Source organism: Pseudomonas sp. GL_103, from assembly GCF_057835175.1.
In genome coordinates this window covers 6005366-6031060 of the sequence record NZ_CM174420.1, presented here as the reverse complement: position 1 = coordinate 6031060, position 25695 = coordinate 6005366, and the positions used below count along the sequence as shown (strand labels likewise).

Below are 25695 nucleotides of genomic sequence, written 5' to 3'. Positions count from 1 at the left end.
CTGGCTGATCCGCCGATTCGGCAAGGCGCGATTGATAAAAATACCTGCCGCAATTGCAGGATCGACATTCATGACGGCTCCTGCCACCTGGTGGCGCGAGTCGGCAAAACCCTTTATGTGCGGCTCAAGCCGCAAGAGAGACAGGCTTAAAGCATGGAAATGCGCGCAGATCTGCTGATTGTCGGGGCCGGAATGGTCGGCAGCGCCCTGGCGCTGGCGTTGCAGAACAGCGGGCTGGAAGTCCTGCTTCTGGACGGCAGCCCCATGAGCGTCAAACCGTTCAACGCGCAGGCTGCGTTTGAACCGCGGGTGAGCGCCTTGTCGACCGCCAGCCAGCGGATTCTCGAGCGCCTGGGCGTGTGGGACGGCATCGCCGGGCGGCGCAGCAGCCCCTACACCGACATGCAGGTCTGGGATGGCAGCGGCACCGGGCAAATCCACTTCTCGGCGGCCAGCGTGCATGCCGAGGTACTTGGGCATATCGTCGAGAACCGCGTGATCCAGGATGCCTTGCTCGAGCGCCTGCACGATTGCGACCTGGGGTTGCTGGCCAATGCTCGCCTGGAGCAGATGCGCCGCTCCGGCGATGACTGGCTGCTGACCCTGGCCGACGGCCGCACCCTGCGCGCGCCGCTGGTGATCGCGGCGGATGGCGCCAACTCGGCGGTGCGGCGCCTGGCCGGGGTCGCGACTCGCGAATGGGATTATCTGCACCATGCCATCGTCACCAGCGTGCGTTGCGCCAAGCCGCATCAGATGACGGCTTGGCAGCGTTTCACCGATAACGGTCCGTTGGCGTTTCTGCCCCTTGAGCGCGACGGCCAACAGGATTGGTGTTCGATCGTCTGGTCGACCACACCTGGCGAAGCCGAACGCCTGATGGCGATGGATGAGCAAGGTTTCTGCAAGGAGCTGGAACGGGCCTTTGAAGGCCAGCTCGGCGAAGTACTGAGCGCCGATCCGCGCCTGTGTGTGCCTCTGCGCCAGCGGCATGCCAAGCGTTATGTGGCTGAAGGCCTGGCATTGATCGGCGACGCGGCCCACACCATTCACCCATTGGCCGGGCAGGGGGTGAATCTCGGATTCCTCGACGCCGCCGTGCTGGCTGAAGTGTTGCTGCAAGCGGCAACACGTGGCGAACGCCTGGCGGATGTGAAAGTCCTCAGTCGTTACGAGCGTCGACGCATGCCCCACAACCTGGCGCTGATGGCGGCAATGGAAGGTTTCGAACGCTTGTTCCAGGCCGATCCGTTGCCGGTGCGCTGGTTGCGTAATACCGGGTTGAAAATGGTGGAGAAGATGCCGGAAGCCAAGGCGTTGTTCGTGCGTGAAGCGCTGGGGTTGACCGGGGATTTGCCGGCGTTGGCCAAGCCCTGAGATTTTCGCCGGGGCTTATGGCCCCATCGCGAGCAAGCTCGCTCCCACAGGAGTTCAGGTGTTAATGCAATTTGTGTGAACGCTGGAGAACCCTGTGGGAGCGAGCTTGAACTCGCGATGGCGGCAACCCAGTCACCTCATATTCCAGCTCAAGCAACATCTGGTAACTCCTCCACGGTCAGCTTCGATTGAGAAGCTAAATGTGAGTCCTTATCATTTGTCCTCATTTTTCAATCGAGAGACCGCTCCCATGTTGGCACCGAAGCGTCTACTGACTGCACTGGCCTTGACCCTCATCGGCAGCACCGCCGCCCAGGCCGCTGACGAGGTGGTGGTCTATTCCTCGCGGATCGACGAGCTGATCAAGCCAGTCTTCGATGCCTACACCGCCAAGACCGGCGTGAAGGTGAAGTTCATCACCGACAAGGAAGCGCCACTGATGCAGCGGCTCAAGGCCGAGGGCGCGAATACGCCGGCCGACCTGCTGCTCACCGTCGATGCCGGCAACCTCTGGCAAGCCGAGCAGATGGGCATCCTCCAGCCGTTCACCTCGAAAACCATCGACGCCAACATTCCGCTGCAGTACCGGGCAGCTTCCCATGCCTGGACCGGCCTGAGCCTGCGTGCGCGGACCATCGCCTACTCCACTGATCGGGTGAAGCCAGGTGAACTGACCACCTACGAAGCGTTGGCCGACAAGCAATGGGAAGGCCGCCTGTGCCTGCGCACGGCGAAGAAGGTCTACAACCAGTCCCTGACCGCGACCATGATCGAAGTGCACGGCGCCGGGAAGACCGAGGAAATCCTCAAGGGCTGGGTCAAGAACCTCTCCACTGACGTGTTCTCCGACGACACCGCCGTGCTGGAAGCGATCAACGCCGGCCAGTGCGACGTCGGTATCGTCAACACCTACTACTACGGCCGCCTGCACAAGCAGAAGCCAGACCTGCCGGTGAAACTGTTCTGGCCGAACCAGGCTGACCGTGGCGTACACATCAACCTGTCGGGTATCGGCCTGACACAACACGCGCCACACCCGGAAGCGGCCAAGGCCCTGGTGGAGTGGATGACCACCCCTGAAGCACAGAAAATCTTTGCCGACGTGAACCAGGAGTTCCCGGCGAATCCGGCCGTGCAGCCATCGGCTGAAGTCGCCGCATGGGGCAAGTTCATCGCTGATACCCTGCCTGTGGAAATCGCCGGCAAGCGTCAGGCCGAGGCGATTCGCCTGATGGACAAGGCTGGCTGGAACTGAGCCTGCTGTTTTAAAGGTCAAAAGATCGCAGCCTCCGGCAGCTCCTACAGGGTGATCACCAACCCAATGTAGGAGCTGCCGGAGGCTGCGATCTTTTTGCGTTTTCTCTACACTTCAAAATTTCGCGAGAGATTTTCCTTGGCCCATCCCGCCCAACGCCGCTGGTATCCCGTCGTCTTCGCCATCGCTGCGCTGGTCCTGTTGCCCCTGAGTGTCCTGCTGCTTTCCTGGCAAACCATCGACGCTCAAATCTGGTCCCATCTCTGGGACACACAGATGCCGCGTTTGCTGGGCAATACCCTGACCTTGGTGCTAGGCGTCGGTGTCGGCGTGACAGTCCTGGGTGTCAGCCTGGCCTGGCTCACCAGTCTTTGCGAATTCCCCGGCAGGCGCTGGCTGGACTGGGCGCTGATGCTGCCCTTCGCGATCCCTGCCTATGTGCTGGCCTTCGTCTTCGTCGGCCTGCTGGATTTCGCCGGGCCCGTGCAAACCCTGTTGCGGGAGTGGTTTGGCAGTGGTCTGCGGCTGCCGCGCGTGCGTTCCACGGGCGGCGTGATTGTGGTGCTGGTGCTGGTTTTCTATCCCTATGTCTATCTGCTGGCGCGCACGGCCTTCCTCGCCCAGGGCAAAGGCCTGATGGAAGCCGCGCGGGTTCTTGGCCAATCGCCCTGGCAAGCGTTCTGGCGGGTGGCATTGCCCATGGCGCGACCAGCCATCGGTGCGGGCGTGGCATTGGCGCTGATGGAAACCCTGGCGGACTTCGGCGCAGTGTCGGTGTTCAACTTCGATACCTTCACCACCGCCATCTACAAGACCTGGTACGGTTTTTTCAGCCTGTCTTCCGCCGCGCAACTGGCCAGCCTGTTGCTGCTGGTGGTGATGCTCGTGCTCTACGGCGAACGGCGTGCCCGCGGGGCCAACCGGGCGAGCAACGAGCGACCACGGGTCAAGGCGCTGTATCACCTGCGAGGCCTCAAGGCACTGGCGGCCACGACGTGGTGCGGTCTGGTGTTCGCCTGCGCCTTCGTTATCCCGATGCTGCAATTGGCGGTGTGGTTCTGGCTGCGCGGACGCTTCGATCTCGACGAGCGCTACACCGGGTTGATCGTCCATACCTTGTACCTGGGTGCCATGGCGGCGTTGATCACCGTCAGCGTTGCCTTGTTACTGGCGTTTGCCCGACGATTGGCGCCCACCCGGGTCATTCGCTCCGGGATCAGTCTGGCCAACCTGGGCTACGCCTTGCCCGGTTCGGTGCTGGCGGTGTCGATCATGCTGGCGTTCAGTTACCTGGATCGCGAACTGGTGATCCCGCTCTCGAGCTGGCTCGGTGGCGCGGGCAAGCCGCTGCTGCTGGGCAGTCTGTCGGCGTTGCTGCTGGCCTATCTGGTGCGCTTCATTGCGGTGGCCTACGGACCGCTGGAAAGCAGCCTGGCGCGTATACGGCCATCTTTGCCCGAAGCGGCACGTAGCCTTGGCGTCAGTGGGCCACGACTGTTTTTCAAAGTGTATCTGCCATTATTGCTACCCGGCACGTTGAGCGCCGCGCTGCTGGTGTTCGTCGACGTGCTCAAGGAAATGCCCGCGACCTTGCTGATGCGCCCGTTTGGCTGGGACACGCTGGCGGTGCGAATCTTCGAAATGACCAGCGAAGGCGAATGGGCGCGGGCGTCTTTGCCGGCGTTGACCCTGGTGCTGGTCGGGCTGTTACCGGTCATCGGATTGATCCGGCGCTCAGCACATCGAAACAGCTAGGTGTCAGTCCTACACCTTGCGGCTACAATGCGCGGCATTCGGTGCGGTCCGTCTGACAGACCAGGTAGCTGAAATCGGCTGAAGGCCCTTTGTTTCAAGGCGTTCAGTCCGTGCAGCACTTGCCCGCGCCTTCGCCACGCCCGGAAGGAGAAACCCATGGGACAGCGTACGCCTCTGTATGACCTTCATCTCGCACTCGGCGCGAAGATGGTCGATTTTGGCGGTTGGGACATGCCTCTGCATTATGGATCGCAGGTCGAGGAACACCATCAGGTGCGCCGCGATTGCGGTGTCTTCGATGTATCCCACATGACCGTAATCGATGTCGGCGGCTCCCAGGCCAAAGCCTGGCTCCGGCATTTGCTGGCCAATGATGTCGAACGTCTGCACAGCCCCGGCCGTGCGTTGTACAGCACCATGCTCAACGAGCAGGGCGGGATCGTCGACGACATGATCGTTTACCGTCTCGATGAGGGTTATCGCCTGGTGGTCAACGCCTCCACCCGCGATCAGGACATGGCCTGGATGCAAGCCCATCTCAACGGTTTCGACGTGCAACTTCGCGAGCGTTCCGAGTTGGCGATGCTGGCCATCCAGGGCCCCCACGCCCGGCAAAAAATTGCCGAACTGGTCAGCCAGTCCCGCGGCAACCTGATCCAGCTCCTCAAGCCCTTCGAAGGCCTGTCCGATGGTGACTGGTTCATTGCGCGCACCGGTTATACCGGCGAAGACGGCCTGGAAATCATTCTGCCGGCCGATCAGGCGCCAGGCTTTTTCAACGATCTGGTCGGAGCAGGGATTTCTCCCATCGGCCTCGGCGCGCGGGATACCTTGCGGGTCGAAGCCGGCATGAACCTTTACGGTCAGGACATCCAGCAGGATATTTCACCCTTGGCCTCCAATATGGCCTGGAGCATTGCCTGGGAACCCGCCACCCGGCAGTTCATCGGGCGCAAGGCGCTGGAAGCCGAGCAGGCCGCCGGCGTACAGCAAAAACTGGTCGGTCTGGTCCTTGAGGAGCGCGGTGTTTTGCGCGCTCATCAGGTGGTCCGCATCGCTGATGTTGGCGAAGGGGAGATCACCAGTGGTAGTTTCTCTCCTACGCTAAGCAAGTCGATTGCACTGGCGCGCGTGCCGATGGCAACCGCCGACCGCGCTGAAGTGGAAATCCGTGGCAAGTGGTACCCGGTCCGGGTGGTCAAACCGACCTTCGTACGCCACGGCAAAACCTTGATCTAACCTTTTCTGGCGGGCATGACCGCCGACCATTTCCTGAGGACACAGAACATGAGCGATATCCCTGCCGACCTGCGTTTTGCCGAAAGTCACGAATGGGCACGTCTGGAAGCCGATGGCACCGTCACCGTGGGCATCAGCGATCACGCGCAGGAAGCGCTGGGTGATGTGGTGTTTGTCGAGCTGACAGAAGTCGGCAACGTGTTTGCTGCCGGTGATCAGTCGGGTGTCGTTGAATCGGTTAAAGCCGCTTCCGACATTTATGCACCGATCAGCGGTGAAGTGATTGCCGTCAATGAAGCGCTGAGCGGTGAGCCTGAGCTGCTCAACTCCGATCCGTACGGCGCGTGGATCTTCAAGCTCAAGCCAAGCGACACCGCCGAGCTGGAAAAACTGCTGGATGCCGCCGGCTACAAGGCCGCCATCGGCGAATAAGCCTTCAGCGTCATCCAAAGCCCCGACTCGTCGGGGCTTTTTTGTATCCGCGGGATTCCTCTTTGTAGGAGCGAGCCTGCTCGCGATTGCAGACTGCCAGCCAGTGATGTTCTGCCTGACCTGGCGCCATCGCGAGCAGGCTCGCTCACACAGGGGAAACTGTACTGCTCCGCAAATTTGCCTCCGGTATGGGCTGCTATGCTGGTTTGACCGTGTTGCATCGACGCTGAGCGCCAGTCAAGAGAGAGCCCGTCATGTCCCAATTGCCGTCCCTGAGCCAGTTACGCGACCCCAATGCCTTTCTGCGCCGCCACCTCGGCCCCGATGCCGTTGAGCAAAAGGCGATGCTCGACAGCCTCGGCCTGGGCAGTCGGGTCGAATTGATCGAGCAGACGGTGCCGCCGGGCATCCGCCTCAACCGGGCGCTGGACCTGCCCCCGGCACTCGATGAAGAGGCCGCGCTGGCCAAACTGCGCGGTTATGCCGAGCAGAACCAGGTCTGGACCAGCCTGATCGGCATGGGCTACCACGGCACCCTTACACCGGCGGTCATTCTGCGTAATGTGCTGGAAAATCCCGGCTGGTACACCGCGTACACCCCCTATCAGCCAGAGATCGCCCAAGGGCGGCTCGAAGCGCTGCTGAACTTCCAGCAACTGACCATCGACCTGACCGGCCTGGAGCTGGCCAATGCCTCGCTGCTCGATGAAGCCACCGCCGCGGCGGAAGCCATGGCCCTGGCCAAGCGGGTCGCCAAATCCAAAAGCAACCTGTTCTTTGTCGACGAAAACTGCCACCCGCAAACCATCTCCGTGGTGCAGACCCGCGCTGAAGGTTTCGGCTTCGAGCTGATCGTCGACGCTGTGGATAACTTGAAGCAGCACCAGGTGTTCGGCGCGCTGCTGCAATATCCCGACACCCACGGTGAAATCCACGACTTGCGGCCGCTGATCGATCATCTGCACGCGCAACAGGCCCTGGCCTGTGTCGCCACGGATTTGTTGAGCCTGTTGTTGCTGACCCCGCCGGGTGAACTGGGTGCCGATGTGGTGTTTGGCTCGTCCCAGCGGTTCGGCGTGCCCATGGGCTACGGCGGGCCTCACGCGGCATTTTTTGCCAGCCGCGATGAATACAAGCGGGCAATTCCCGGGCGGATCATCGGTGTTTCGAAAGATGCGCGGGGCAACACCGCCCTGCGCATGGCCCTGCAAACCCGCGAGCAACACATCCGCCGGGAGAAGGCCAACTCCAACATCTGCACGGCCCAGGTGCTGCTGGCCAATATCGCCAGTTTCTATGCGGTCTACCACGGCCCCGAAGGGCTGAAGCGGATCGCCCAGCGGGTTCATCGGCTGACCTGCATCCTTGCCGCCGGGCTTGAACGCAACGGTATCACCCGGGTCAACCGGCACTTCTTCGACACCCTGACGCTGGAAGTCGGCGGAGCCCAGACCGCGATCATCGAAAGTGCCCGGGCCGCGCAGATCAACCTGCGCATTCTTGGGCGCGGCCAACTGGGCTTGAGCCTCGACGAGGCCTGCGACGAAGGCACCGTGGCGAAGCTGTTCGACGTGTTCCTGGGTGCCGATCACGGGCTCAGCATCGATGACCTGGATGCCGAGGTCTTGCCTGGCGGAATTCCCGAAAGGTTGGCGCGAACTTCGCCTTATCTGCGCCATCCCGTGTTCAGCGCCCATCACAGCGAAACCGAGATGCTGCGCTACCTCAAGCAACTGGAAAACAAGGACCTGGCGCTCAATCAATCGATGATCCCGCTGGGCTCCTGCACCATGAAGCTCAACGCCACCAGCGAGATGATCCCGATTACCTGGCCGCAGTTCGCCAACCTGCACCCGTTCGTGCCCAAGGAACAGGCCGCCGGTTATGGGCTGATGATCGAAGAACTGGAGCGCTGGCTGTGCGCGATCACTGGTTTCGACGCGATCTGCATGCAACCCAACTCCGGTGCCCAGGGCGAATACGCCGGGCTGCTGGCGATCCGCAAATACCATGAGAGCCGGCAACAGGGCGGCCGCGATATCTGCCTGATTCCTTCGTCGGCTCACGGCACCAACCCCGCATCTGCGCAAATGGCCGGGATGCGCGTGGTGATCGTCGAGTGTGACGAGGCGGGCAACGTCGACCTGGAGGACCTCAAGGAAAAAGCCGCGCAGGCCGCAGACAAACTCGCCTGCCTGATGGCGACCTACCCTTCGACCCATGGGGTGTATGAGGAAGGCATCAGCGAAATCTGTGAAGTGATCCACCAGCACGGGGGGCAGGTGTACATGGATGGCGCCAACCTCAACGCTCAGGTCGGATTGGCGCGGCCGGCCGATATTGGTGCCGACGTCTCGCACATGAACCTGCACAAGACCTTCTGCATTCCCCATGGTGGCGGTGGGCCGGGCATGGGGCCGATTGGTGTTCGGGCGCATCTGGCACCATTCGTGGCCAACCATCCGGTAGTGCCGATCGACGGGCCGCACCCGCAAAATGGCGCCGTCAGCGCAGCGCCCTGGGGCAGCGCAAGCATTCTGCCGATCAGCTGGATGTACATCGCCATGATGGGGCCGCAACTGGCGGACGCCAGCGAAGTGGCGATCCTCGCCGCGAATTACCTGGCGCGGCATTTGTCCGGTGCCTTCCCGGTGCTTTATACCGGGCGCAACGAGCGGGTGGCCCACGAATGCATCCTCGACCTGCGACCGCTCAAGGCGTTGACCGGCATTACCGAAGAGGACGTGGCCAAGCGCCTGATGGACTACGGCTTCCATGCCCCGACCATGTCGTTTCCGGTGCCGGGGACGCTGATGGTCGAACCGACCGAAAGCGAATCGAAGGCGGAACTGGACCGGTTCATCGGGGCGATGCTGAGCATCCGCGCGGAAATCAACGAGGTGCAGAACGGTAATTGGCCAGCTGAAGAAAACCCGTTGAAAGGTGCGCCGCATACGTTGGCCGATATCACCGGCGTGTGGGAGCGGCCGTACAGCATCGTGCAAGCGGTCACGCCGGACGCGCACACCAAGGCTCACAAATACTGGCCGGTGGTGAACCGGGTGGACAATGTGTATGGGGATCGGAACCTGTTTTGTGCTTGTGTGCCGGTGGATGATTACCGCTGACATTTCCGGCTGCACATAACCCCTGTGGGAGCGGGCTTGCTCGCGAATGCGGTGTGACAGTCAATGAAGTTTTTACTGATCCACCGCTATCGCGAGCAAGCTCGCTCCCACAGGGGTATCAGTGAACATGGGATTTGTGTTCGCCGGGCAAAAAAATGCCGCTCAAGTGAGCGGCATTCTTGTGTTCGCGACTGTTACTCAGAAGCTACGGCATTCTTCGCCAGGATCGCGTTCGCCAGTTCCATATCCGTGGCTTGCAGGCCCGGGTTGTCGGCGCGGACTTTCTGCATGGCCGCTTCCAGGTACGGACCGCGGATACTGCCATCACTGGCGACGAAGCTGCTGGCATCGTCCTGGGCCGCGACGACCAGCTTGTTATCCTTGGATGTCAGATAGCTCGAACCGGTGGTTGCACCGGACGTAAGAACGTTACGCCAAAAAGTATCGGCCATCGCCGAACCGACAGGCAAAGACAACAGCGCGACGGTAGCAACAGCAAGTTTGAAACGCATGACAGGGTGACTCCACTGGGTTGACTACGCGGTTGGATTGCCAACCCCCAATCGAGTTCCGTGGTTGCCTATTCCTCCGCTTCGACCAGCAGGATCGCGCCTTGCTGGCCGACCACCCGCACGCGGCTGCCAATGGCGGCGTCCGGCCCGCGGGCCATCCACACGCCGTCGGCCACCCTGATCTTGCCGCGACCGTCGACAATCGCTTCATGCACCACGAAGGTTTTGCCGATCAGTTCCTGGCCGCGCAGATTCAGGTGCGGCTGATCGCTCGGGCGCGCCGCCGTGCGCTGACGCCGCCACCAGTACAGCGCGGTGGTGATCGACAGCAGGCCGAACAACAGAAACTGCCATTCCCAGGACAGGTCCGGCATCAGGAAGGTCAAGACACCCACGGCTGCCGCGGCCATGCCGATCCACAGCAGGTAACCGCCGGCACCGAACACTTCGAGAATCAACAGCACCGTGCCCAGCGCCAACCAGTCCCAGAACGAAAGGTGCTGCAAAAATGCCCACATGGCGCGCCTCAGGCTTTCTTGTTATCGAAAGTGGCCTTGACGATTTCGCCAATGCCGCCCACCGCACCGATCATCGAACTGGCCTCCAGCGGCATCAGGATCACCTTGCTGTTGTTGGCTGAGGCCAACTTGCCCAGCGCATCGATGTACTTCTGCGCCACGAAGTAGTTGACCGCCTGCACGTTGCCGCTGGCGATGGCTTCGGACACCACTTTGGTCGCCTGTGCTTCTGCCGCGGCTTGCCGCTCGCGGGCTTCGGACTCCAGGAAGGCGGCCTGGCGACTGCCTTCGGCTTCGAGGATCTGCGCCTGCTTCTTGCCTTCGGCGGTCAGGATCGCTGCGGCGCGCAGGCCTTCGGCCTCCAGAATTTGCGCACGCTTGATCCGCTCGGCTTTCATCTGCCCCGACATCGCCGCCATCAGGTCGGCGGGTGGGCTGATGTCCTTGATCTCGATCCGGGTGATCTTGATGCCCCACGGCGCGGTCGCTTCGTCGACGGTGCGCAGCAGTTTTTCGTTGATCCCGTCGCGCTGGCTGAGCATGGCGTCGAGTTCCATCGAGCCGAGTACCGTACGGATGTTGGTCTGCAACAGGTTGCGGATGGCGTGTTCGAGGTTGTTGACCTCGTAGGCCGCCTGGGCCGTGTTGACCACCTGGAAGAAGCACACGGCGTCGATTTGCACCGTGGCGTTGTCGGCGGTGATGACTTCCTGCGGCGGAATATCCAGCACGCTTTCCATCACATTCATCTTGCGCCCGATGCGGTCCATGACCGGAATGATCACGTTCAGTCCCGGTTTGAGCGTGTTGGTGTAGCGACCGAAACGCTCGACGGTCCATTCAAAGCCCTGGGGCACCACCTTGAAACCCATGAACAGAATGGCGACCACCAGGCCGACAAAAAGCAAAAGCACACTACCGATCTGCATAACGATTCCTTGTTGATGTGTGGATCTGTGGAGTAGCAATCGCTGGAGTGTAGCTGTGCCGATGCCGGATAAGTACAGCCGGGCTCAGTTCTGCTCGCTCTGGGGGGTCACTCGCAGAACCTCCTCGATGGTCGTCAGCCCGGCGCCGACCTTTTGCGCTCCCGACAGCCGCAGGCTGCGCATGCCTTCCTTGAATGCCTGGCGCCGCACGGCCAGCAGATCAGTATCAGGACTGATCAGCGCTTTGATTCCATCGCTCAGTTGCATGATTTCGTAGACCCCGGCGCGACCGCGATAACCGGTGTCGCGGCACTCCACGCAACCGATGGCTCGCTGGGCATTGGTCGGCAAGGGTGCTTGCCAGGGGCGGGTCAGGGTTTGCCAGTCGTCTTCGCCCAGCGTCAGCGGCGCCTTGCAGTGCGGGCACAGGGTTCGCACCAGTCGCTGGGCCATGACGCCAAGCACCGTGGCCTTGATCAGGTAATGCGGCACGCCGAGCTCCAGCAGGCGGCTGATGGCGCTGGGCGCGTCGTTGGTGTGCAGGGTCGACAGCACCAGGTGCCCGGTGAGCGCCGCCTGGATTGCCATCTCCGCGGTTTCGAGGTCGCGGATCTCGCCGATCATGATGATGTCCGGGTCTTGCCGCATCAGCGCGCGCACGCCGGCGGCGAAGGTCAGGTCGATGTTGTGCTGGACCTGCATCTGGTTGAACGCCGGCTCGACCATTTCGATCGGGTCTTCGATGGTGCAGAGGTTGACCTCTGGCGTCGCCAGTTTTTTCAGGGTGGTGTAGAGGGTAGTGGTCTTGCCCGAACCCGTCGGCCCGGTGACGAGGATGATGCCGTGTGGCTGGCGGGTCATGTCTTGCCAGCGACGCAGGTCGTCGGCGGAGAAACCAAGCTGGTCGAAATCCTTGAGCAATACTTCCGGATCGAAGATCCGCATGACCATTTTTTCGCCGAAGGCCGTGGGCAGTGTCGACAAGCGCAGTTCGACTTCACCGCCGTCCGGGGTCTTGGTTTTCACCCGGCCGTCCTGGGGTTTGCGTTTCTCCGCGACGTTCATGCGCCCCAGGGTTTTCAGGCGACTGACGATGGCCATGGTGACCTGGGGCGGGAATTGATAGACGTTGTGCAGCACGCCGTCGATGCGAAAGCGCACCGTGCCTTGCTCGCGCCGGGGTTCGATGTGGATGTCGCTGGCGCGTTGCTGGAACGCGTACTGGAACAGCCAGTCGACGATGTTGACGATGTGTGCGTCATTGGCGTCTGGCTCCTGGTCGCTGGCACCGAGGTTGAGCAACTGCTCGAAATTGCCGAGGGTACTGGCTTGCGGGTCGGCGCTGCTCGCCCCGGTGACCGATTTTGCCAGACGGAAGAATTCGACGCTGAAGCGCTGGATGTCCACCGGGTTGGCCACCACACGCTTGATCGGCAATTTGAGCACGTGGGTCAGGTCAGCCTCCCAGCCGCTGACATAAGGCTGGGCGCTGGCCACGGTGACCGCCTCGCGGTCGATCGCTACCGCGAGGATCTTGTGGCGTTGGGCGAAGGCATAGGACATCAGCGGGGTCACGGCCGCGACGTTGATTTTCAGTGGGTCGATGCGCAGGTAAGGCTGGCCGGCCTGTCGGGATAGCCACAGGGTCAGGCTCTCGAGGTCCAGCGGTTTGCCGGGACGGCTGAGATCGTCCAGCTGTTGGCTGGCAATGAACTCCAGCGGATGCATCTGGCCAAGGGAGGCGTTGCGGCGGCGGGCATTGAGCGCGTGTTCGGCCGAATCCTGACTGATAAAGCCCTGGGCGACCAGTTCGCGCAGCAGGTCATTGAGATCCAGCCAGCGGTCCTGAAAGGCGAGTTGTACGGACATGCGGGCTCCTTTTGAACGACAGTGCGCAAAGGATAGCCGTGGCCCGGCTGACCGCTGGGCCACTACCCGACAAAGCCGTTTCGGAGTTTTTCAGCCCGCCGCTTGAACCGCTTCGGTCCATGGGGCATCAGCTTCTTGCAGCTCCACCGAGCAGACGCTGATCAGGTTACGAAGTTTTTCCGCAATCACTTGCGCGCGGTGCCAGCTCAAACCGTCGATGACGATCTCGATGTTCAGCCAGTCGTCCTGGCGCTGCGCGTTGACCTGTTCCGGCGTGAGCAATTGCAGGGCGAACAAATTGAGGGCGCGACACAGCAGGTCCGGTTCTGTCTCGGCCAGCATTTGATAGCGAACCCGGCAATGGGCGTTGCCGACGTTCCAGACATCGGCGCGGGCAGGTGGGGTGTTCACGGCTTCGAGATACGGCATGGTCTGGCTCCAAAATCATTGGAGAAATATTTACATCCTGTGCCGGGTATTTCTTCTCTATGATTGGCGGTATTGCAGAAATGAAGAATAAATCAATTCACTTGTTACTCAATTAAGGGTTTTTTTATGCAAAGCGAACTGGACAGCTACGACCGCAAGATCCTCGCCTTGCTGCAGGAGGATGCTTCGCTTTCCAGCGCACAGATCGCCGAGCAGGTGGGTCTCTCGCAATCGCCGTGCTGGCGGCGGATTCAGCGGATGAAAGAGGAGGGCATCATTCGCGCCCAGGTGACCTTGCTCGACCGCAAGAAAATCGGCCTGAACACGCAGATCTTCGCGGAGGTGAAACTCAATGCCCACGGGCGTTCGAACTTCACCGAATTCACCGAGGCGATTCGCGGCTTTCCGGAGGTGCTGGAGTGTTACGTGCTGATGGGGGCGGTGGATTTCTTGCTGCGGATTGTCACGGCGGACATCGAGGCCTACGAGCGCTTCTTCTTCGAGAAGTTGTCGATGGTGCCGGGGATTCAGGAGGTCAATTCGATCGTGGCGTTGTCGGAGATCAAGTCGACTACCAGTTTGCCGGTGGTGCGATAAAGCAAAAAAGATCGCAGCCTGCGGCAGCTCCTACATTCGGATGGAGTACACCCGTAGGAGCTGGCGAAGCCTGCGATCTTTTCGGTATTACAGGCGCAGCAACATCTTCCAGGCACGGTTCTGATACACCGCAATCGCCTGCTGCTTGCGCGCATCCAGGACTTCGTCGGTGATCGACTCGTTGGCCAATTGCGCCAGTTTGTTCAGCTCACCGTACAGGCGATCCATTTCCGGGATCTCCAGCACGTTACGCGCATGGTGCAGCCAGACCTGGATGCGTTCGATGCGCGGCAGTTGCTCGGCCAGGTCTTCCGGCTGTTGCTGGTAACGTTGCAGTTGCAACGAAGTGGCTTCTTCGCCCAGCAGACGCGGCAACCAGCTGCCCAGTTGCGCAGCGCCCTGGCGATTGCCACGGGTGTTGCGGTCGGCGGCCCAGGTGCGGGCCAGCAGCCAGCGCGAGGTGGTCAGGGAGAACAGGCCCCAGCGCGGGTCTTCGAGTTCTTCAAGGAACTGCTCGGGCGCGGCTTTGCGCACGTCTTCATCTTCCAGGCCGGCCTGGACCAGCGGGCGCCAGTCTTCCAGCAAGGCATCGAGGGCGATACGCAGATCGTGGGTCGACTGACGTGGTGCGGCCTGGCCCAGGCTGCTGATCAGCGCACGCATTTCCGCGAGGCATTCGACCCAGTCCTGCAACAGGCGCCAGTGACCGTTGAAGCGATACTGCTCGGCCAGACGCTGGCTGCTGCCCAGCAAATGCCAGCTCAGCGCGGCGAACGCGTCGTCCAGCGGCGTTTCGGCGGTGATCTGCGGCGCTGGCAGGCTCAACGAATAGCTGTGGGCGTCGTACAGGCGATAACCGCGCTCGGCCTTGCTGATGTCGCAAGGCATCAGAGCCAGTTTCTCGGCCAGCTCGGCAGCCAGTTCCAGCAACGCGGCCGGTTCGCCTTCGCGTAGCTCCAGTTCCAGCTCGCAGATTTCTTCTTTCTGCTTGCCGACCACGACGTGCCCCAGGTCCAGCGCGGCCTCGATGACCACTTTGGTCTTGCCGCGACCCCAGGCGATTTCCGCGCGTTCGCGGACGAAGTCGGTGGTGAAGATCGGCTTCAGGGTCTTCTTGTCGAGCTCGGCCAGTTCCTCGGGCCAGCATTCGCCGTCGAGTTTCTTCAGGTCGAGCTTGGCCTTGGGCAGGTTCCAGTCGTACTCGTTACGAACGGACAGACCGGCGACGCTCTGGCCGCGGGTCTTGAGGGTCTGAATCACTTCTTCGCCATCCTTGCGCAGGCGCAGGGCGACTTTGGCCTGGGCCAGGTCGCGCTCGGGCGTGTCGAAGTACTGATTCATCAACTCACGGCGTTCCCAGCCACTTTTGTTGCGTTTTTTCAGTAACGGGTGCTCGCGCAGGGCGGCGAGGGTTTCGCGGCTGACGCGGAGTTTGATTTCGGTTTCTTTCTGCATGGCCGGAAAATCCAGGATCGGGAGCGCAGCCGGGGGAATGTGTGGCTGCCAAGGTCGTGCAGTGTACAGGACTCAAGGTTAGTACGCGCCGAGACGGTTTATTCCTGTCATCGGTTGGTTCTATGATGGACCTCAATTCGGGTGCCGGGAGTCAGCGATGCCATTGCCGTCGATGAAAGAACAATTCGCTGCGTTGATCGCTGCACCGTCGGTCAGTTGCACTCAGCCCAGTCTCGATCAAACCAACCGCCCGGTCATCGATCTGCTGGCGACGTGGCTCGGTGAGCTGGGTTTCACCTGCGAGATCCAGCAGGTCAGCCCCGGCAAGTTCAACCTGCTGGCCAGTTTCGGCTCCGGCCCCGGCGGCCTGGTGCTGGCCGGGCACAGCGACACCGTGCCGTTCGACGGCGCGCTGTGGCAAACCGACCCGCTGAAGCTGACTGAAGTCGACGGTCGCTGGATCGGCCTGGGCAGTTGCGACATGAAGGGCTTTTTCGCCCTGGCCATCGAGGCGGTCAAACCGCTGCTCGATCAGCCGTTCAAACAGCCATTGCTGATTCTCGCCACTTGCGATGAAGAAAGTTCGATGTCCGGTGCCCGCGCGCTGGCCGAAGCGGGGCGACCGCTGGGGCGGGCGGCGGTGATCGGCGAGCCGACAGGGCTCAAGCCGATCCGCATGCACAAAGGCATCATGATGGAGCGCATCGACATCCTCGGGCAGAGCGGTCATTCCTCGGACCCGCGGCTGGGCCACAGTGCCCTGGAAGCCATGCACGATGCCATCGGTGAACTGCGGGGTCTGCGCCTGTTGTGGCAGCGCGAATTCCGCAATCCGCAGTTTGGCGTGCCGATGCCAACGATGAATTTCGGCTGCATCCATGGCGGCGACAACCCCAATCGCATCTGCGGCCAGTGTTCGCTGGAGTTCGACTTGCGGCCGCTGCCCGGCATGGACCCCAAGGTCCTGCGCGCCGAGATCCTGCAGAAGCTCAAGCCGGTTGCCGAGCGGCATCAGGTCAAGATCGATTACGCGCCGTTGTTCCCCGAAGTGCCGCCGTTCGAGCAGGCCGAGGACGCCGAGCTGGTGCGCCTTGCCGAAAAGCTCACCGGTCATAGCGCCGAAGCAGTAGCGTTCGGCACCGAAGCACCTTATCTTCAGCGCCTTGGTTGTGAAACGCTGGTGCTTGGCCCGGGTGATATCGCCTGCGCCCACCAACCGGGGGAATACCTCGAAATGTCACGTTTGCAGCCTACGGTGCATCTATTAAGGCAACTGATCGAACACTATTGCCTGACACCAGCCTGAGCCATTTAAATTGCCGGTACCCAAACCCGTATTCATGAGGAGAGCGCGCGTGTCGCCAAGCCTGTTCCGACGATAACCATCAGCCCGCTGTGCGTTTTCAGTTTCGCCCTTTTTTCGGCTGCTATTTATTACAGGCCCAGGTTCATGCCCGAATACGTCAATTGGCTTCGTCACGCTTCGCCTTACATCAACGCCCACCGCGATTGCACCTTTGTCGTCATGCTGCCCGGCGACGGCGTTGAACACCCGAACTTCGGCAATATCGTCCACGACCTGGTGCTGTTGCACAGCCTGGGTGTGCGTCTGGTACTGGTTCACGGTTCTCGCCCGCAAATCGAAGCGCGCCTCGCGGCCCGAGGCCTGACCCCGCATTACCACCACGGCATGCGCATCACCGATGCCGCGACCCTGGAGTGTGTGATCGACGCGGTTGGCCAGTTGCGCATTGCCATTGAGGCTCGCCTGTCGATGGACATGGCTTCGTCGCCGATGCAGGGCTCGCGCCTGCGGGTGGCCAGCGGCAACCTGGTGACGGCGCGGCCGATCGGCGTGCTTGAAGGCGTCGACTATCACCACACCGGCGAAGTGCGCCGGGTCGACCGCAAGGGCATCAACCGTCTGCTGGACGAGCGCTCCATCGTGCTGCTGTCGCCGCTGGGCTATTCGCCAACCGGGGAGATTTTCAATCTGGCCTGTGAAGACGTCGCCACGCGGGCGGCCATCGAGCTGGGGGCGGACAAGCTGCTGCTGTTTGGCGCCGAACTGGGCTTGATCGACGAAAACGGGCGTCTGGTGCGCGAATTGCGTCCGCAACAGGTGCCGGCGCATTTGCAGCGCCTGGGCAGTAACTATCAGGCGGAACTGTTGGATGCCGCTGCCGAAGCTTGTCGTGGCGGTGTGGCCCGTAGTCATATCGTCAGTTATGCCGAGAACGGTGCACTGCTGACCGAACTGTTCACCCGTGACGGCGGCGGTACGCTGGTGGCCCAGGAGCAGTTCGAAGTGGTGCGCGAAGCGGCCATCGAAGACGTCGGCGGACTGCTGGACTTAATCAGCCCGCTGGAAGAGCAGGGCATCCTGGTGCGCCGTTCCCGCGAGGTGCTGGAGCGCGAGATCGAACAGTTCAGCGTGGTCGAGCGTGAAGGCATGATCATCGCCTGTGCGGCGCTGTATCAGATTGCCGATTCGGATGCCGGTGAACTGGCGTGCCTGGCGGTGAATCCGGAGTATCGCCATGGCGGTCGCGGTGATGAATTGCTGGAACGCATCGAGACCCGCGCCCGGGCTCAGGGTTTGAAGACCTTGTTCGTCCTTACTACCCGCACCGCTCACTGGTTCCGCGAGCGCGGTTTTGTGCCGAGCAGTGTTGACCGTCTGCCGTCGGCGCGGGCGTCGCTGTACAACTATCAGCGTAATTCGAAGATCTTCGAAAAAGCCCTTTGAGGTTTGAACGACTTTTGTAGGAGCTGCCGCAGGCTGCGATCTTTTGATTTTGCTTTTCAATATCAAAAGATCGCAGCCTGCGGCAGCTCCTACAGGAACCTTGTGTTACTCCTGGACAAACCTCGCGCTGACATATGGCGAATAATCCGGCAGCACCGTCTCCACCTTCCCTTGCTCCTTCAAGAATTTCGCCGTCTCGCCAATGGCCTTGGCCGTGCCGCCGTCCAGCAGCGCGGCGCTCTGTTGCGCCTTGGCATCCGGGAATGCGGAACCGGCCAGTAACTCCGGCACGTCGGCAGCGTTGGCACCGGTCAGTTTGGCGATTTTCTGCACCGGCTCCGAGTCGACCGTCCAGTTGGCTTTATGCGCTGCGTAATCAGCAAAGGCGTCGAGGGTGACCTTGGCGAATTTGGCCACCACCTCCGGGTGCTTCTCGGCGTAATCCTTGCGCGCCACCCAGACCTCAAAGGTGGGTGCTCCCCATTGGCCTACCTGTGCAGCGTCGGTCAAGGTCTTGCCAGTCTTGCGGATTTCCCCCAGGGCGGGCGACCAGACAAACGCACCGTCAATATCACCACGCTTCCAGGCTGCCGCGATTTCCGCCGGCTGCAGGTTCACCACTTTGACTTTCGAACTGTCCAGGCCCCAGTGCTTCAGCGCACCTAGCAGGCTGTAGTGGGAGGTTGAAACGAAAGGCGTGGCGATGGTCTTTCCGATCAGATCTTGCGGTTTTTCGATGCCGCTGCCATTGCGCACCACCAGCGCTTCGGCGGCATTGATCTGGGCCGAGACGATGAACGCGACAATCGGCAGGTTGCGCGAGGCGGCAGCGGCCAGCGGACTGGAGCCGAGATTGCCGATTTGCACATCGCCGGAGGCTATCGCCGTGACCACTTCCGGCCCGCTGTTGAAGCGTCGCCAGTCGATGGGCTGGCCGATGGTTTTTTCATAAAGGCCATCGGCCTGGGGGACTTTGCTGGGGTCGATTCCGGTTTGATAGCCGACGGTGAGGTTCGCCGCCTGGGCGGTGAAAGAAAATGCGAGAGATACACAAACTGTAACAATTGGTCCGGATAGTGCGCGTTTGGTCGTCATGGGGCTGCCTTTCGGTAAGGATTTGTTTCCGAATTGCGTCAGAAACTAATCGATCTAAAAAAGCAAAAATAAATACCGTTTAGGAATTAGCTTATGAGCCGAACCCTCTGTTCTGGGGATCTGGAAATTGAGAGCTAAATTCCTAAACGGTATTAGAAAAGAATCGGGTAATTCTTTTCAGGGTCATGACAAATTCATGACCCGGCAGGGACCAAAAAATCGGGGGTTAGACAAAGGTCGTAGACACACATAGTTACGATTGACTTGTGGGTCACGGTCTGGCGCTAATCGCGCATCTTAGGATTTCGGGCGATGACTCGGGACCAGGAATACAAGAATTAGAATCGAGAGGAGCTACACAATGAACAAGTCCACCTTGGCTTTGGCCGTGGCCGTAGGGGTTTTGGCGCAGCAGGCAGGCGCCGCAGGTTTCCTGGAAGACAGTAAGGCGTCCATCAGTTCCCGAACCATGTATTACAACAACGATAACCGTGAAGGCGGTGCGGATCAGAAAGAGTCCGCAGAAGGCCTGAAATTCGATTATCTGTCCGGTTTCACCCAAGGCACTGTCGGTTTCGGTATCGACGCCCAGGCACTGCTGGGTATCCACCTGGACGGCGGCAAGGGTCACCACCCAGACAACAACACCTTCTTCCCAAGCGACAGCGATGGTTCGGCCGTGTCCGAATGGAGCCGTGCAGCCGCTAACGTCAAGGCGCGCTTCTCGAAGACCGAAGCCCACCTGGGTGGCGCCCTGGCACCCAACTTGCCGATCCTGGTCGCGAACGACAGCCGTCTGCTGCCGCAGACCTTTGACGGTGGCACCATCACCTCGAAAGAAATCGACAACGTGACCTTCAACGCAGGTCAGTTGGAGCATTCGGCAGGTCGCGCCTCTTCGAACTCCACCGGCCTGGCCGTGGCTGGCGGTACAGAGGACAGCAACAAGTTCTACTACGGTGGTGCTGACTGGAAGGTCACCAAGGACCTGACCCTGCAGTACTACCACTCGAATCTGAAGGATTACTACAAGCAGGACTTCCTGGGCTTGATCCACGTGTTTCCGATCGACGCCAAGCAGTCCTTCAAGACTGATATTCGCTACTTCGACAGCAGCTCCGACGGCAGGAACGGTGATCCGGGTTTCCGTTTCAACAACAACAACGGTTTCGCCAAGAACCCGGGCGAGGTCGATAACAAGACCTGGAGCGCCATGTTCACTTACACCCTGGGTGGCAACGCCTTCCTGGTCGGTCATCAGCGCGTCAGCGATGACGGTGGTTTTGTCTACCTGAACCAGGGCAACGTGGTCGATAGCAATGGCCGTCCGGAAGGGAACGGCGGCGCCAGCTTCTACCTGTTCACCGATTCCATGATCAACGGCTTTGTTCGTGCCGGTGAAAACACCACTTTCGGTCAGTACTCCTATGACTTCGCCGGACTGGGCGTGCCGGGCCTGAAAACTTCGATCGCCTACCTGCATGGCGATAACATCAAGGCCACCAACGGCAGCGGCCCTGATGGCTCCGAGTGGGAACGCGACATGCGGATCGACTACACCATCCAGCAGGGCGCGCTCAAAGGTTTCGGCGTAACGCTGCGTAATGGTGTCTACCGTGGCAGTGAAGTCTCCAACAACCCTGATGTTGACCAGACTCGTCTGATCTTCAACTACACCTACAGCTTCCTGTAACAAGCCTTGCGAAAAAGCCTCGCCTGCTGGCGAGGTTTTTTTTGTCTGTTTTTTCATATTCCATAAAGATCTTTACTGATTATTTATTATTCTTTTTAGTTTTTAAATATCCCGCTTAAAGTGCGCCTGTCCGACACTCATCCCTGAGCCCGGATTTGGCAGTTTCGTCCCTCGATATTTGATCAGGTTCAGGAATTGGCCTTGCCGCCGATACCTCGGACCTGTCGTGGGAAGTCATATTCCGAAGCGGTATTAAAACGTATCAAAAAATTCTTTTTGGCTTTAAGGCCATGTATCCTGCGGCCCGCCAAACGACCGGCTCAGACGGTTTGCCGCGAATTTATGCATTCAGGATCCCGGGCAATCGATTCGGGACCAGGAACATCAGAATTAGAAACGAGAGGAGCGAAACATGAACAAGTCCACCTTGGCCATCGCTGTGGCCGTCGGGGTTTTGACCCAGCAGGCAAGCGCCGCGGGTTTTATCGAAGACAGCAAGGCAACATTGGGGCTGCGTAACTTCTACATCAACACCGATTACCGTGACGGCACTGGCCCGAACAAAAACGAAGAATGGGGCCAAGGCTTCGACCTGCGTTTCATCTCCGGTTACACCCAAGGCACCGTCGGCTTCGGTATCGATGCGATCGGCCTGTTGGGCGTCAAACTGGATTCCGGTGGCGGCACCAACGGCGCGAGCAACAACTCGTACGGCGGCACCGTGTTCCCGAGCAAGTCCAACGGCGAAGCGGTTGATGACTTCTCCAGCCTGGGTTTGACTGCCAAAGCCAAGATCTCCCAGACCGAGCTGAAGCTGGGTACCTTGCAGCCAAAGCTGCCGGTGATCGTGACCAACGACGGTCGTCTGTTGCCGCAAACCTGGCAGGGTGGCCAGATCGCCTCGAACGACATCAAGGACCTGACCTTGATCGGCGGTCAGATCGAGCAGGTAAAAGGTCGTAACTCGAGCAACAACGAACAGTTGTCTATCTCCGGCGCCAACAGCCGTTCCGCTACAGGCCGCGACAGCAACAAATTCATTTATGCCGGCGGTGACTACAAGATCACCAAGGACCTGACGGCCCAGTACTACTACGGCAACCTGGAAGAGTTCTACAAGCAACACTTCCTGGGCCTAGTGCACAACTGGGCAATCGGCCCTGGCGTGTTGAAGTCTGACTTGCGTTACTTCAACAGCTCCGACGACGGTGCTAACGGTCACGATCCTCTGTACTACACCACTGGCAACTACAGCGGTGCCGCGAACGGTAAAGGCAAGGTCGACAACAACCTGTACAGCGGTCTGTTCCTGTACACCGTTGCCGGTCACACCTTCGGTGGCGGTTATCAGGTCAGCAACGGCAGCAGCGATTTCCCTTGGCTGAACCAGGGCGACGGTTCGTCGAACTACACCATCACCGACTCGCAAATCCAGAAGTTCGGCCGTGCCGGCGAGCGTACCTGGCTGGCACGCTACTCCTATGACTTCGCCAAGGTCGGCGTACCTGGCCTGACGGCGGGTCTGGTGTACCTGCACGGCGACAATATCGATACCGTTAACGCCAAGGGCCGCGAAGCGGCCAATGGTGCTTCCGAGTGGGAGCGCGATCTGAGCCTGGCTTACGTCGTTCAGGAAGGTCCGCTGAAAAACCTGGGCCTGGCGTGGAAAAACGCGACCTGGCGCACCGACCTGCCGAACACGCGTTCGCAGGACGAAAACCGCCTGATCCTCAGCTACTCGATCCCGCTGCTGTAATAGCGCTCGCGTAACCGAGACAAAAAAAGCCCCGCCCGGTATTGCACCGGGCGGGGCTTTTGCATTTTCAAGACGGGTTCACCCCCGTAATCCCGCCTTGAACTTCCCTCTTTGCAGCAACTCAAGGCCTTCTCGAACCTTGGGGGCGATGTTCGGCCGGTTGTGCGGGCACGTCCAGTGAACAGATATTTAATATTTCTTTATGATCTAAATAAATCGATATTTATTCTTTTTAATAGATAAAAAACACAGGCACAGTTGAACCCATCAAGCACTCACAAGGAGCAGCACCATGGGTCTCAGACTTGGCGATATCGCCCCCGATTTCGAACAGAACTCCAGCGCCGGCACCATCCGTTTCCATCAGTGGCTGGGCGATAGCTGGGGCGTGTTGTTTTCCCATCCGGCGGACTTCACACCGGTGTGCACCACTGAACTGGGCTTCACCGCCAGGCTCAAGGATGAGTTCGCAGCGCGCGGCGTCAAGGCCATCGCTTTGTCGGTGGACTCGGTGGAGTCGCACCACAAGTGGATCGAGGACATCAACGAAACCCAGGCCACCGTGGTCAACTTTCCGATCCTGGATGACGCCGACCGCAAGGTCTCGGACCTCTACGACCTGATCCACCCCAACGCCAGCGACACCCTGACCGTGCGCAGTCTGTTCGTGATCGACCCGAAGAAAAAGGTCCGGCTGACGATTACCTACCCGGCGAGCACCGGGCGCAACTTCAATGAAATCCTGCGGGTGATCGACTCGCTGCAACTCACCGACAACCACAAGGTGGCCACACCGGCCAACTGGCAGGACGGTGATGAGGTGGTGATCGTGCCGTCGCTCAAGGATGAGGATGAAATCAAACAGCGCTTTCCCAAGGGCTATCGGGCGGTCAAGCCTTACCTGCGCCTGACGCCGCAGCCCAACCGGTAAGTCTTCAGCATTTTTGGCGCAGCTGCGTACCCTCTGTGGGAGCGAGCTTGCTCGCGATAGCGGCGTATCAGGCGCAGCGGAATTCAAGATGTGTACCCACAAAGCAGGGGATTTCAGGCCGTTTCGACGGCCTGTTTTTTTGCCTGGAAGAAACCGGTATATATATTTCTTTTATGCATAACCAAATGAATAAATATGATTTATGGATATATAAATCAGCTGTTAAGGTCACTCCATCAAAGCGAGATCGCAAGCCGCGAATCGCCAACACCGTGCAAGGAATCGTCTGAATGTTGGTTGTCTCACTCGGTGGCAGTCCCAGTCAGCGCTCTCGTTCCGGGGTGCTGCTGGATCGCTCCCAGCGTTGGTTGCAAGGGCAGGGCGTGGAAGTGGTGAGTTATCAGGTGCGGGACTTCCCGGCCGAGGACTTGCTGCACGCACGCTTCGACAGTCCCAAGGTGAGAGACCTGTTGCAACAGATTGAAAACGCCGATGGCCTGCTGATCGCCACACCGGTTTACAAGGCATCGTTTTCCGGAGCACTGAAAGTCGTGCTGGATCTGCTGCCCGAACGCGCCTTGAGCCACAAGGTGGTTCTGCCAATGGCCACTGGCGGCAGCATCGCCCATATGCTGGCAGTGGATTACGCGCTCAAGCCAGTGCTGTCGGCATTGAAGGCCCAGGAAATGCTGCAAGGGATTTTCGCCGTCGACAGCCAGATCGCCTACGGCGAAGGTGGCGCACTGGCGCAGTTGGCGCCGGAGCTGGAACAACGACTGAATGAATCGCTGGAGTTGTTTTTCAGCGCCATGGCGCGACGGCCCAAGCCGCTCGATCCGAACCTGTTGAATGATCGTTTGTTGAGTGCTCGCTGGAGCATTTGAGCCTCACCGAAAAATTGAAGTACTGGCCTTACTCGCCCGCCAACGGGCAAGCAGGTGCAGCCAAAACCCAACTGCAAAAAGGAGAGCGCCATGCGCCCTGTCATTTTGCGTCGTGGTCTGGTCGCTCTGTTTGCTGCGGCTGTCACCTTCGGCGCCATTACTCAAGCTCAGGCCGAGACGTTAAGAATCGGCTATCAAAAGTACGGCACCCTGGTGCTGCTCAAAGCCAAAGGCACCCTGGAAAAACGCCTCGCCGCCCAAGGCGTGGACGTGCAATGGACGGAATTCCCCGGTGGCCCGCAACTGCTTGAAGGCCTGAACGTCGGCTCCATCGACTTCGGCGTCACCGGTGAGACGCCGCCCGTGTTCGCTCAAGCAGCCGGTGCCGATCTGCTCTACGTCGCCTATGAACCGCCAGCGCCGCACAGCGAAGCGATCCTGGTGCCGAAGGACTCGCCGGTCAAATCGGTGGCGGATCTCAAGGGCAAGAAAGTCGTCCTGAACAAAGGCTCCAACGTGCACTACCTGCTGGTGCGTGCGCTGGAAGACGCCGGCCTCAAATACACCGACATCCAGACCGTATTCCTGCCGCCGGCCGATGCCCGCGCCGCGTTCGAGCGTGGCAGCGTCGACGCCTGGGTGATCTGGGACCCGTACCAGGCCGCCGCCGAACAACAACTGCAAGCGCGCACTCTGCGCGATGGCCAGGGCATCGTCGACAACCATCAGTTCTACCTGGCGACCAAGCCTTATGCGCAGAAAAATCCCGAGGTGATCAAGACCCTGGTGGAAGAAGTGCGCGCGGTGGGCGAGTGGTCCAGGGCTAACCCGCAAGAGGTGACCCAACAGGTTTCACCGCTGCTCGGCCTGCCAGTGGACATAACCCTGACCTCGGTGAAACGCCAGGGCTATGGCGCGTTGTTCCTCACCCCGGAAGTGGTCGCCGCACAGCAGAAAATCGCCGACAGCTTCTACCAGCTCAAGCTGATTCCCAAGCAGTTGAGCATCAAAGACGTGATCTGGACGCCCCCGGCCGCCGTTGCCCAAAGCTCAGTAACCAAAGCCCAATAAATCGACTCCCCAAGGAGACCA

General features: G+C 60.2%; 21 protein-coding genes and 1 pseudogene. 15 read left to right on the top strand and 7 right to left on the bottom strand.

Annotated features, from left to right (window positions below; all coding sequences use genetic code 11):
• Nucleotides 1-38: 38 nt before the first annotated feature.
• The 7 genes and pseudogenes from AC3IP0_RS27245 to gcvP all read left to right on the top strand — a co-directional run.
• Nucleotides 39-150 (top strand): annotated as a pseudogene (locus AC3IP0_RS27245) (tetrameric acyl-CoA thioesterase); the annotation flags it as partial.
• A 9-nt stretch (nucleotides 151-159) separates the two neighbouring features.
• Nucleotides 160-1377 (top strand): 2-octaprenyl-3-methyl-6-methoxy-1,4-benzoquinol hydroxylase, encoded by a 1218-nt coding sequence (locus AC3IP0_RS27240; RefSeq protein WP_489327838.1) that lies wholly within the window; start codon nucleotides 160-162, stop codon nucleotides 1375-1377.
• A 250-nt stretch (nucleotides 1378-1627) separates the two neighbouring features.
• Entirely contained in the window at nucleotides 1628-2632 is a 1005-nt protein-coding gene (locus tag AC3IP0_RS27235) for an extracellular solute-binding protein (protein WP_489317627.1), read from the top strand.
• A 138-nt stretch (nucleotides 2633-2770) separates the two neighbouring features.
• A complete protein-coding gene (locus AC3IP0_RS27230; RefSeq protein ID WP_489326320.1) occupies nucleotides 2771-4387 on the top strand; it encodes an ABC transporter permease in 1617 nt (538 codons plus the stop codon).
• A gap of 156 nt (nucleotides 4388-4543) precedes the next feature.
• Complete coding sequence (gene gcvT / locus AC3IP0_RS27225; RefSeq protein ID WP_489326317.1) at nucleotides 4544-5626, top strand: glycine cleavage system aminomethyltransferase GcvT; 1083 nt, start codon at nucleotides 4544-4546, stop codon at nucleotides 5624-5626.
• A 48-nt stretch (nucleotides 5627-5674) separates the two neighbouring features.
• Entirely contained in the window at nucleotides 5675-6058 is a 384-nt protein-coding gene (gene gcvH / locus AC3IP0_RS27220) for a glycine cleavage system protein GcvH (RefSeq protein WP_008048715.1), read from the top strand.
• Nucleotides 6059-6312: 254 nt separating this feature from the next.
• Complete coding sequence (gene gcvP, locus AC3IP0_RS27215; protein WP_489326315.1) at nucleotides 6313-9186, top strand: aminomethyl-transferring glycine dehydrogenase; 2874 nt, start codon at nucleotides 6313-6315, stop codon at nucleotides 9184-9186.
• A 194-nt stretch (nucleotides 9187-9380) separates the two neighbouring features.
• Here gcvP and AC3IP0_RS27210 read toward each other — a convergent pair whose 3' ends face one another.
• The 5 genes from AC3IP0_RS27210 to AC3IP0_RS27190 all read right to left on the bottom strand — a co-directional run bounded on the left by AC3IP0_RS27210 (nucleotide 9381) and on the right by AC3IP0_RS27190 (nucleotide 13443).
• A complete protein-coding gene (locus tag AC3IP0_RS27210) occupies nucleotides 9381-9698 on the bottom strand; it encodes a DUF2388 domain-containing protein (RefSeq protein ID WP_056726402.1) in 318 nt (105 codons plus the stop codon).
• A gap of 68 nt (nucleotides 9699-9766) precedes the next feature.
• Nucleotides 9767-10216 (bottom strand): NfeD family protein, encoded by a 450-nt coding sequence (locus AC3IP0_RS27205; protein WP_489317622.1) that lies wholly within the window; start codon nucleotides 10214-10216, stop codon nucleotides 9767-9769.
• 8 nt (nucleotides 10217-10224) lie between these two features.
• Nucleotides 10225-11145, bottom strand: a complete 921-nt coding sequence (locus tag AC3IP0_RS27200; RefSeq protein WP_056726404.1) for an SPFH domain-containing protein — start codon at nucleotides 11143-11145, stop codon at nucleotides 10225-10227.
• An 84-nt stretch (nucleotides 11146-11229) separates the two neighbouring features.
• Nucleotides 11230-13014: a type IV pilus assembly ATPase TfpB gene (gene tfpB, locus AC3IP0_RS27195; protein WP_489317621.1), complete on the bottom strand. Its 1785-nt coding sequence runs from the start codon at nucleotides 13012-13014 to the stop codon at nucleotides 11230-11232.
• A gap of 90 nt (nucleotides 13015-13104) precedes the next feature.
• Nucleotides 13105-13443, bottom strand: coding sequence for a hypothetical protein (locus AC3IP0_RS27190; RefSeq protein ID WP_489317620.1), 339 nt, complete (start codon nucleotides 13441-13443; stop codon nucleotides 13105-13107).
• Between the two features lie 126 nt (nucleotides 13444-13569).
• On the opposite strand from AC3IP0_RS27190, the gene AC3IP0_RS27185 reads away from it, so the two are divergent.
• Nucleotides 13570-14040, top strand: coding sequence for an Lrp/AsnC family transcriptional regulator (locus AC3IP0_RS27185; protein WP_056726407.1), 471 nt, complete (start codon nucleotides 13570-13572; stop codon nucleotides 14038-14040).
• A gap of 87 nt (nucleotides 14041-14127) precedes the next feature.
• Here the strand turns inward: AC3IP0_RS27185 and AC3IP0_RS27180 are convergent, their stop codons facing one another.
• A complete protein-coding gene (locus AC3IP0_RS27180; RefSeq protein WP_223455477.1) occupies nucleotides 14128-15495 on the bottom strand; it encodes a CYTH domain-containing protein in 1368 nt (455 codons plus the stop codon).
• A 157-nt stretch (nucleotides 15496-15652) separates the two neighbouring features.
• Here AC3IP0_RS27180 and argE point away from each other — a divergent pair, with 157 nt between their 5' ends.
• Together argE and argA are read left to right on the top strand one after the other, a co-directional pair.
• Nucleotides 15653-16801: an acetylornithine deacetylase gene (argE, locus tag AC3IP0_RS27175; protein ID WP_056726409.1), complete on the top strand. Its 1149-nt coding sequence runs from the start codon at nucleotides 15653-15655 to the stop codon at nucleotides 16799-16801.
• 144 nt (nucleotides 16802-16945) lie between these two features.
• A complete protein-coding gene (argA, locus tag AC3IP0_RS27170) occupies nucleotides 16946-18244 on the top strand; it encodes an amino-acid N-acetyltransferase (RefSeq protein ID WP_489317619.1) in 1299 nt (432 codons plus the stop codon).
• A 105-nt stretch (nucleotides 18245-18349) separates the two neighbouring features.
• Here argA and tauA read toward each other — a convergent pair whose 3' ends face one another.
• On the bottom strand, nucleotides 18350-19339 hold the full coding sequence (gene tauA, locus AC3IP0_RS27165; protein ID WP_489317618.1) for a taurine ABC transporter substrate-binding protein: 990 nt from the start codon (nucleotides 19337-19339) through the stop codon (nucleotides 18350-18352).
• Between the two features lie 361 nt (nucleotides 19340-19700).
• On the opposite strand from tauA, the gene AC3IP0_RS27160 reads away from it, so the two are divergent.
• From AC3IP0_RS27160 to AC3IP0_RS27140, 5 genes are all read left to right on the top strand, one after another.
• Nucleotides 19701-21032, top strand: a complete 1332-nt coding sequence (locus AC3IP0_RS27160) for an OprD family porin (protein ID WP_489317617.1) — start codon at nucleotides 19701-19703, stop codon at nucleotides 21030-21032.
• A gap of 412 nt (nucleotides 21033-21444) precedes the next feature.
• Entirely contained in the window at nucleotides 21445-22788 is a 1344-nt protein-coding gene (locus tag AC3IP0_RS27155; protein WP_489317616.1) for an OprD family porin, read from the top strand.
• A 292-nt stretch (nucleotides 22789-23080) separates the two neighbouring features.
• A complete protein-coding gene (locus tag AC3IP0_RS27150; protein ID WP_489317615.1) occupies nucleotides 23081-23719 on the top strand; it encodes a peroxiredoxin in 639 nt (212 codons plus the stop codon).
• Nucleotides 23720-24009: 290 nt separating this feature from the next.
• Complete coding sequence (ssuE, locus tag AC3IP0_RS27145) at nucleotides 24010-24603, top strand: NADPH-dependent FMN reductase (RefSeq protein ID WP_489317614.1); 594 nt, start codon at nucleotides 24010-24012, stop codon at nucleotides 24601-24603.
• Between the two features lie 90 nt (nucleotides 24604-24693).
• Complete coding sequence (locus tag AC3IP0_RS27140) at nucleotides 24694-25674, top strand: sulfonate ABC transporter substrate-binding protein (protein WP_489317613.1); 981 nt, start codon at nucleotides 24694-24696, stop codon at nucleotides 25672-25674.
• Nucleotides 25675-25695 lie beyond the last annotated feature (21 nt).

Coding starts and splice junctions, on each gene's coding strand:
- gcvT (WP_489326317.1), top strand. CDS start 4,544: ATGGGACAGCGTACGCCTCTGTATGACCTTCATCTCGCACTCGGCGCG.
- tfpB (WP_489317621.1), bottom strand. CDS start 13,014: ATGTCCGTACAACTCGCCTTTCAGGACCGCTGGCTGGATCTCAATGAC.
- AC3IP0_RS27180 (WP_223455477.1), bottom strand. CDS start 15,495: ATGCAGAAAGAAACCGAAATCAAACTCCGCGTCAGCCGCGAAACCCTC.
- AC3IP0_RS27240 (WP_489327838.1), top strand. CDS start 160: ATGCGCGCAGATCTGCTGATTGTCGGGGCCGGAATGGTCGGCAGCGCC.
- argE (WP_056726409.1), top strand. CDS start 15,653: ATGCCATTGCCGTCGATGAAAGAACAATTCGCTGCGTTGATCGCTGCA.
- AC3IP0_RS27235 (WP_489317627.1), top strand. CDS start 1,628: ATGTTGGCACCGAAGCGTCTACTGACTGCACTGGCCTTGACCCTCATC.
- AC3IP0_RS27190 (WP_489317620.1), bottom strand. CDS start 13,443: ATGCCGTATCTCGAAGCCGTGAACACCCCACCTGCCCGCGCCGATGTC.
- ssuE (WP_489317614.1), top strand. CDS start 24,010: ATGTTGGTTGTCTCACTCGGTGGCAGTCCCAGTCAGCGCTCTCGTTCC.
- AC3IP0_RS27185 (WP_056726407.1), top strand. CDS start 13,570: ATGCAAAGCGAACTGGACAGCTACGACCGCAAGATCCTCGCCTTGCTG.
- AC3IP0_RS27140 (WP_489317613.1), top strand. CDS start 24,694: ATGCGCCCTGTCATTTTGCGTCGTGGTCTGGTCGCTCTGTTTGCTGCG.
- argA (WP_489317619.1), top strand. CDS start 16,946: ATGCCCGAATACGTCAATTGGCTTCGTCACGCTTCGCCTTACATCAAC.
- AC3IP0_RS27150 (WP_489317615.1), top strand. CDS start 23,081: ATGGGTCTCAGACTTGGCGATATCGCCCCCGATTTCGAACAGAACTCC.
- tauA (WP_489317618.1), bottom strand. CDS start 19,339: ATGACGACCAAACGCGCACTATCCGGACCAATTGTTACAGTTTGTGTA.
- AC3IP0_RS27155 (WP_489317616.1), top strand. CDS start 21,445: ATGAACAAGTCCACCTTGGCCATCGCTGTGGCCGTCGGGGTTTTGACC.
- gcvP (WP_489326315.1), top strand. CDS start 6,313: ATGTCCCAATTGCCGTCCCTGAGCCAGTTACGCGACCCCAATGCCTTT.
- gcvH (WP_008048715.1), top strand. CDS start 5,675: ATGAGCGATATCCCTGCCGACCTGCGTTTTGCCGAAAGTCACGAATGG.
- AC3IP0_RS27205 (WP_489317622.1), bottom strand. CDS start 10,216: ATGTGGGCATTTTTGCAGCACCTTTCGTTCTGGGACTGGTTGGCGCTG.
- AC3IP0_RS27160 (WP_489317617.1), top strand. CDS start 19,701: ATGAACAAGTCCACCTTGGCTTTGGCCGTGGCCGTAGGGGTTTTGGCG.
- AC3IP0_RS27200 (WP_056726404.1), bottom strand. CDS start 11,145: ATGCAGATCGGTAGTGTGCTTTTGCTTTTTGTCGGCCTGGTGGTCGCC.
- AC3IP0_RS27210 (WP_056726402.1), bottom strand. CDS start 9,698: ATGCGTTTCAAACTTGCTGTTGCTACCGTCGCGCTGTTGTCTTTGCCT.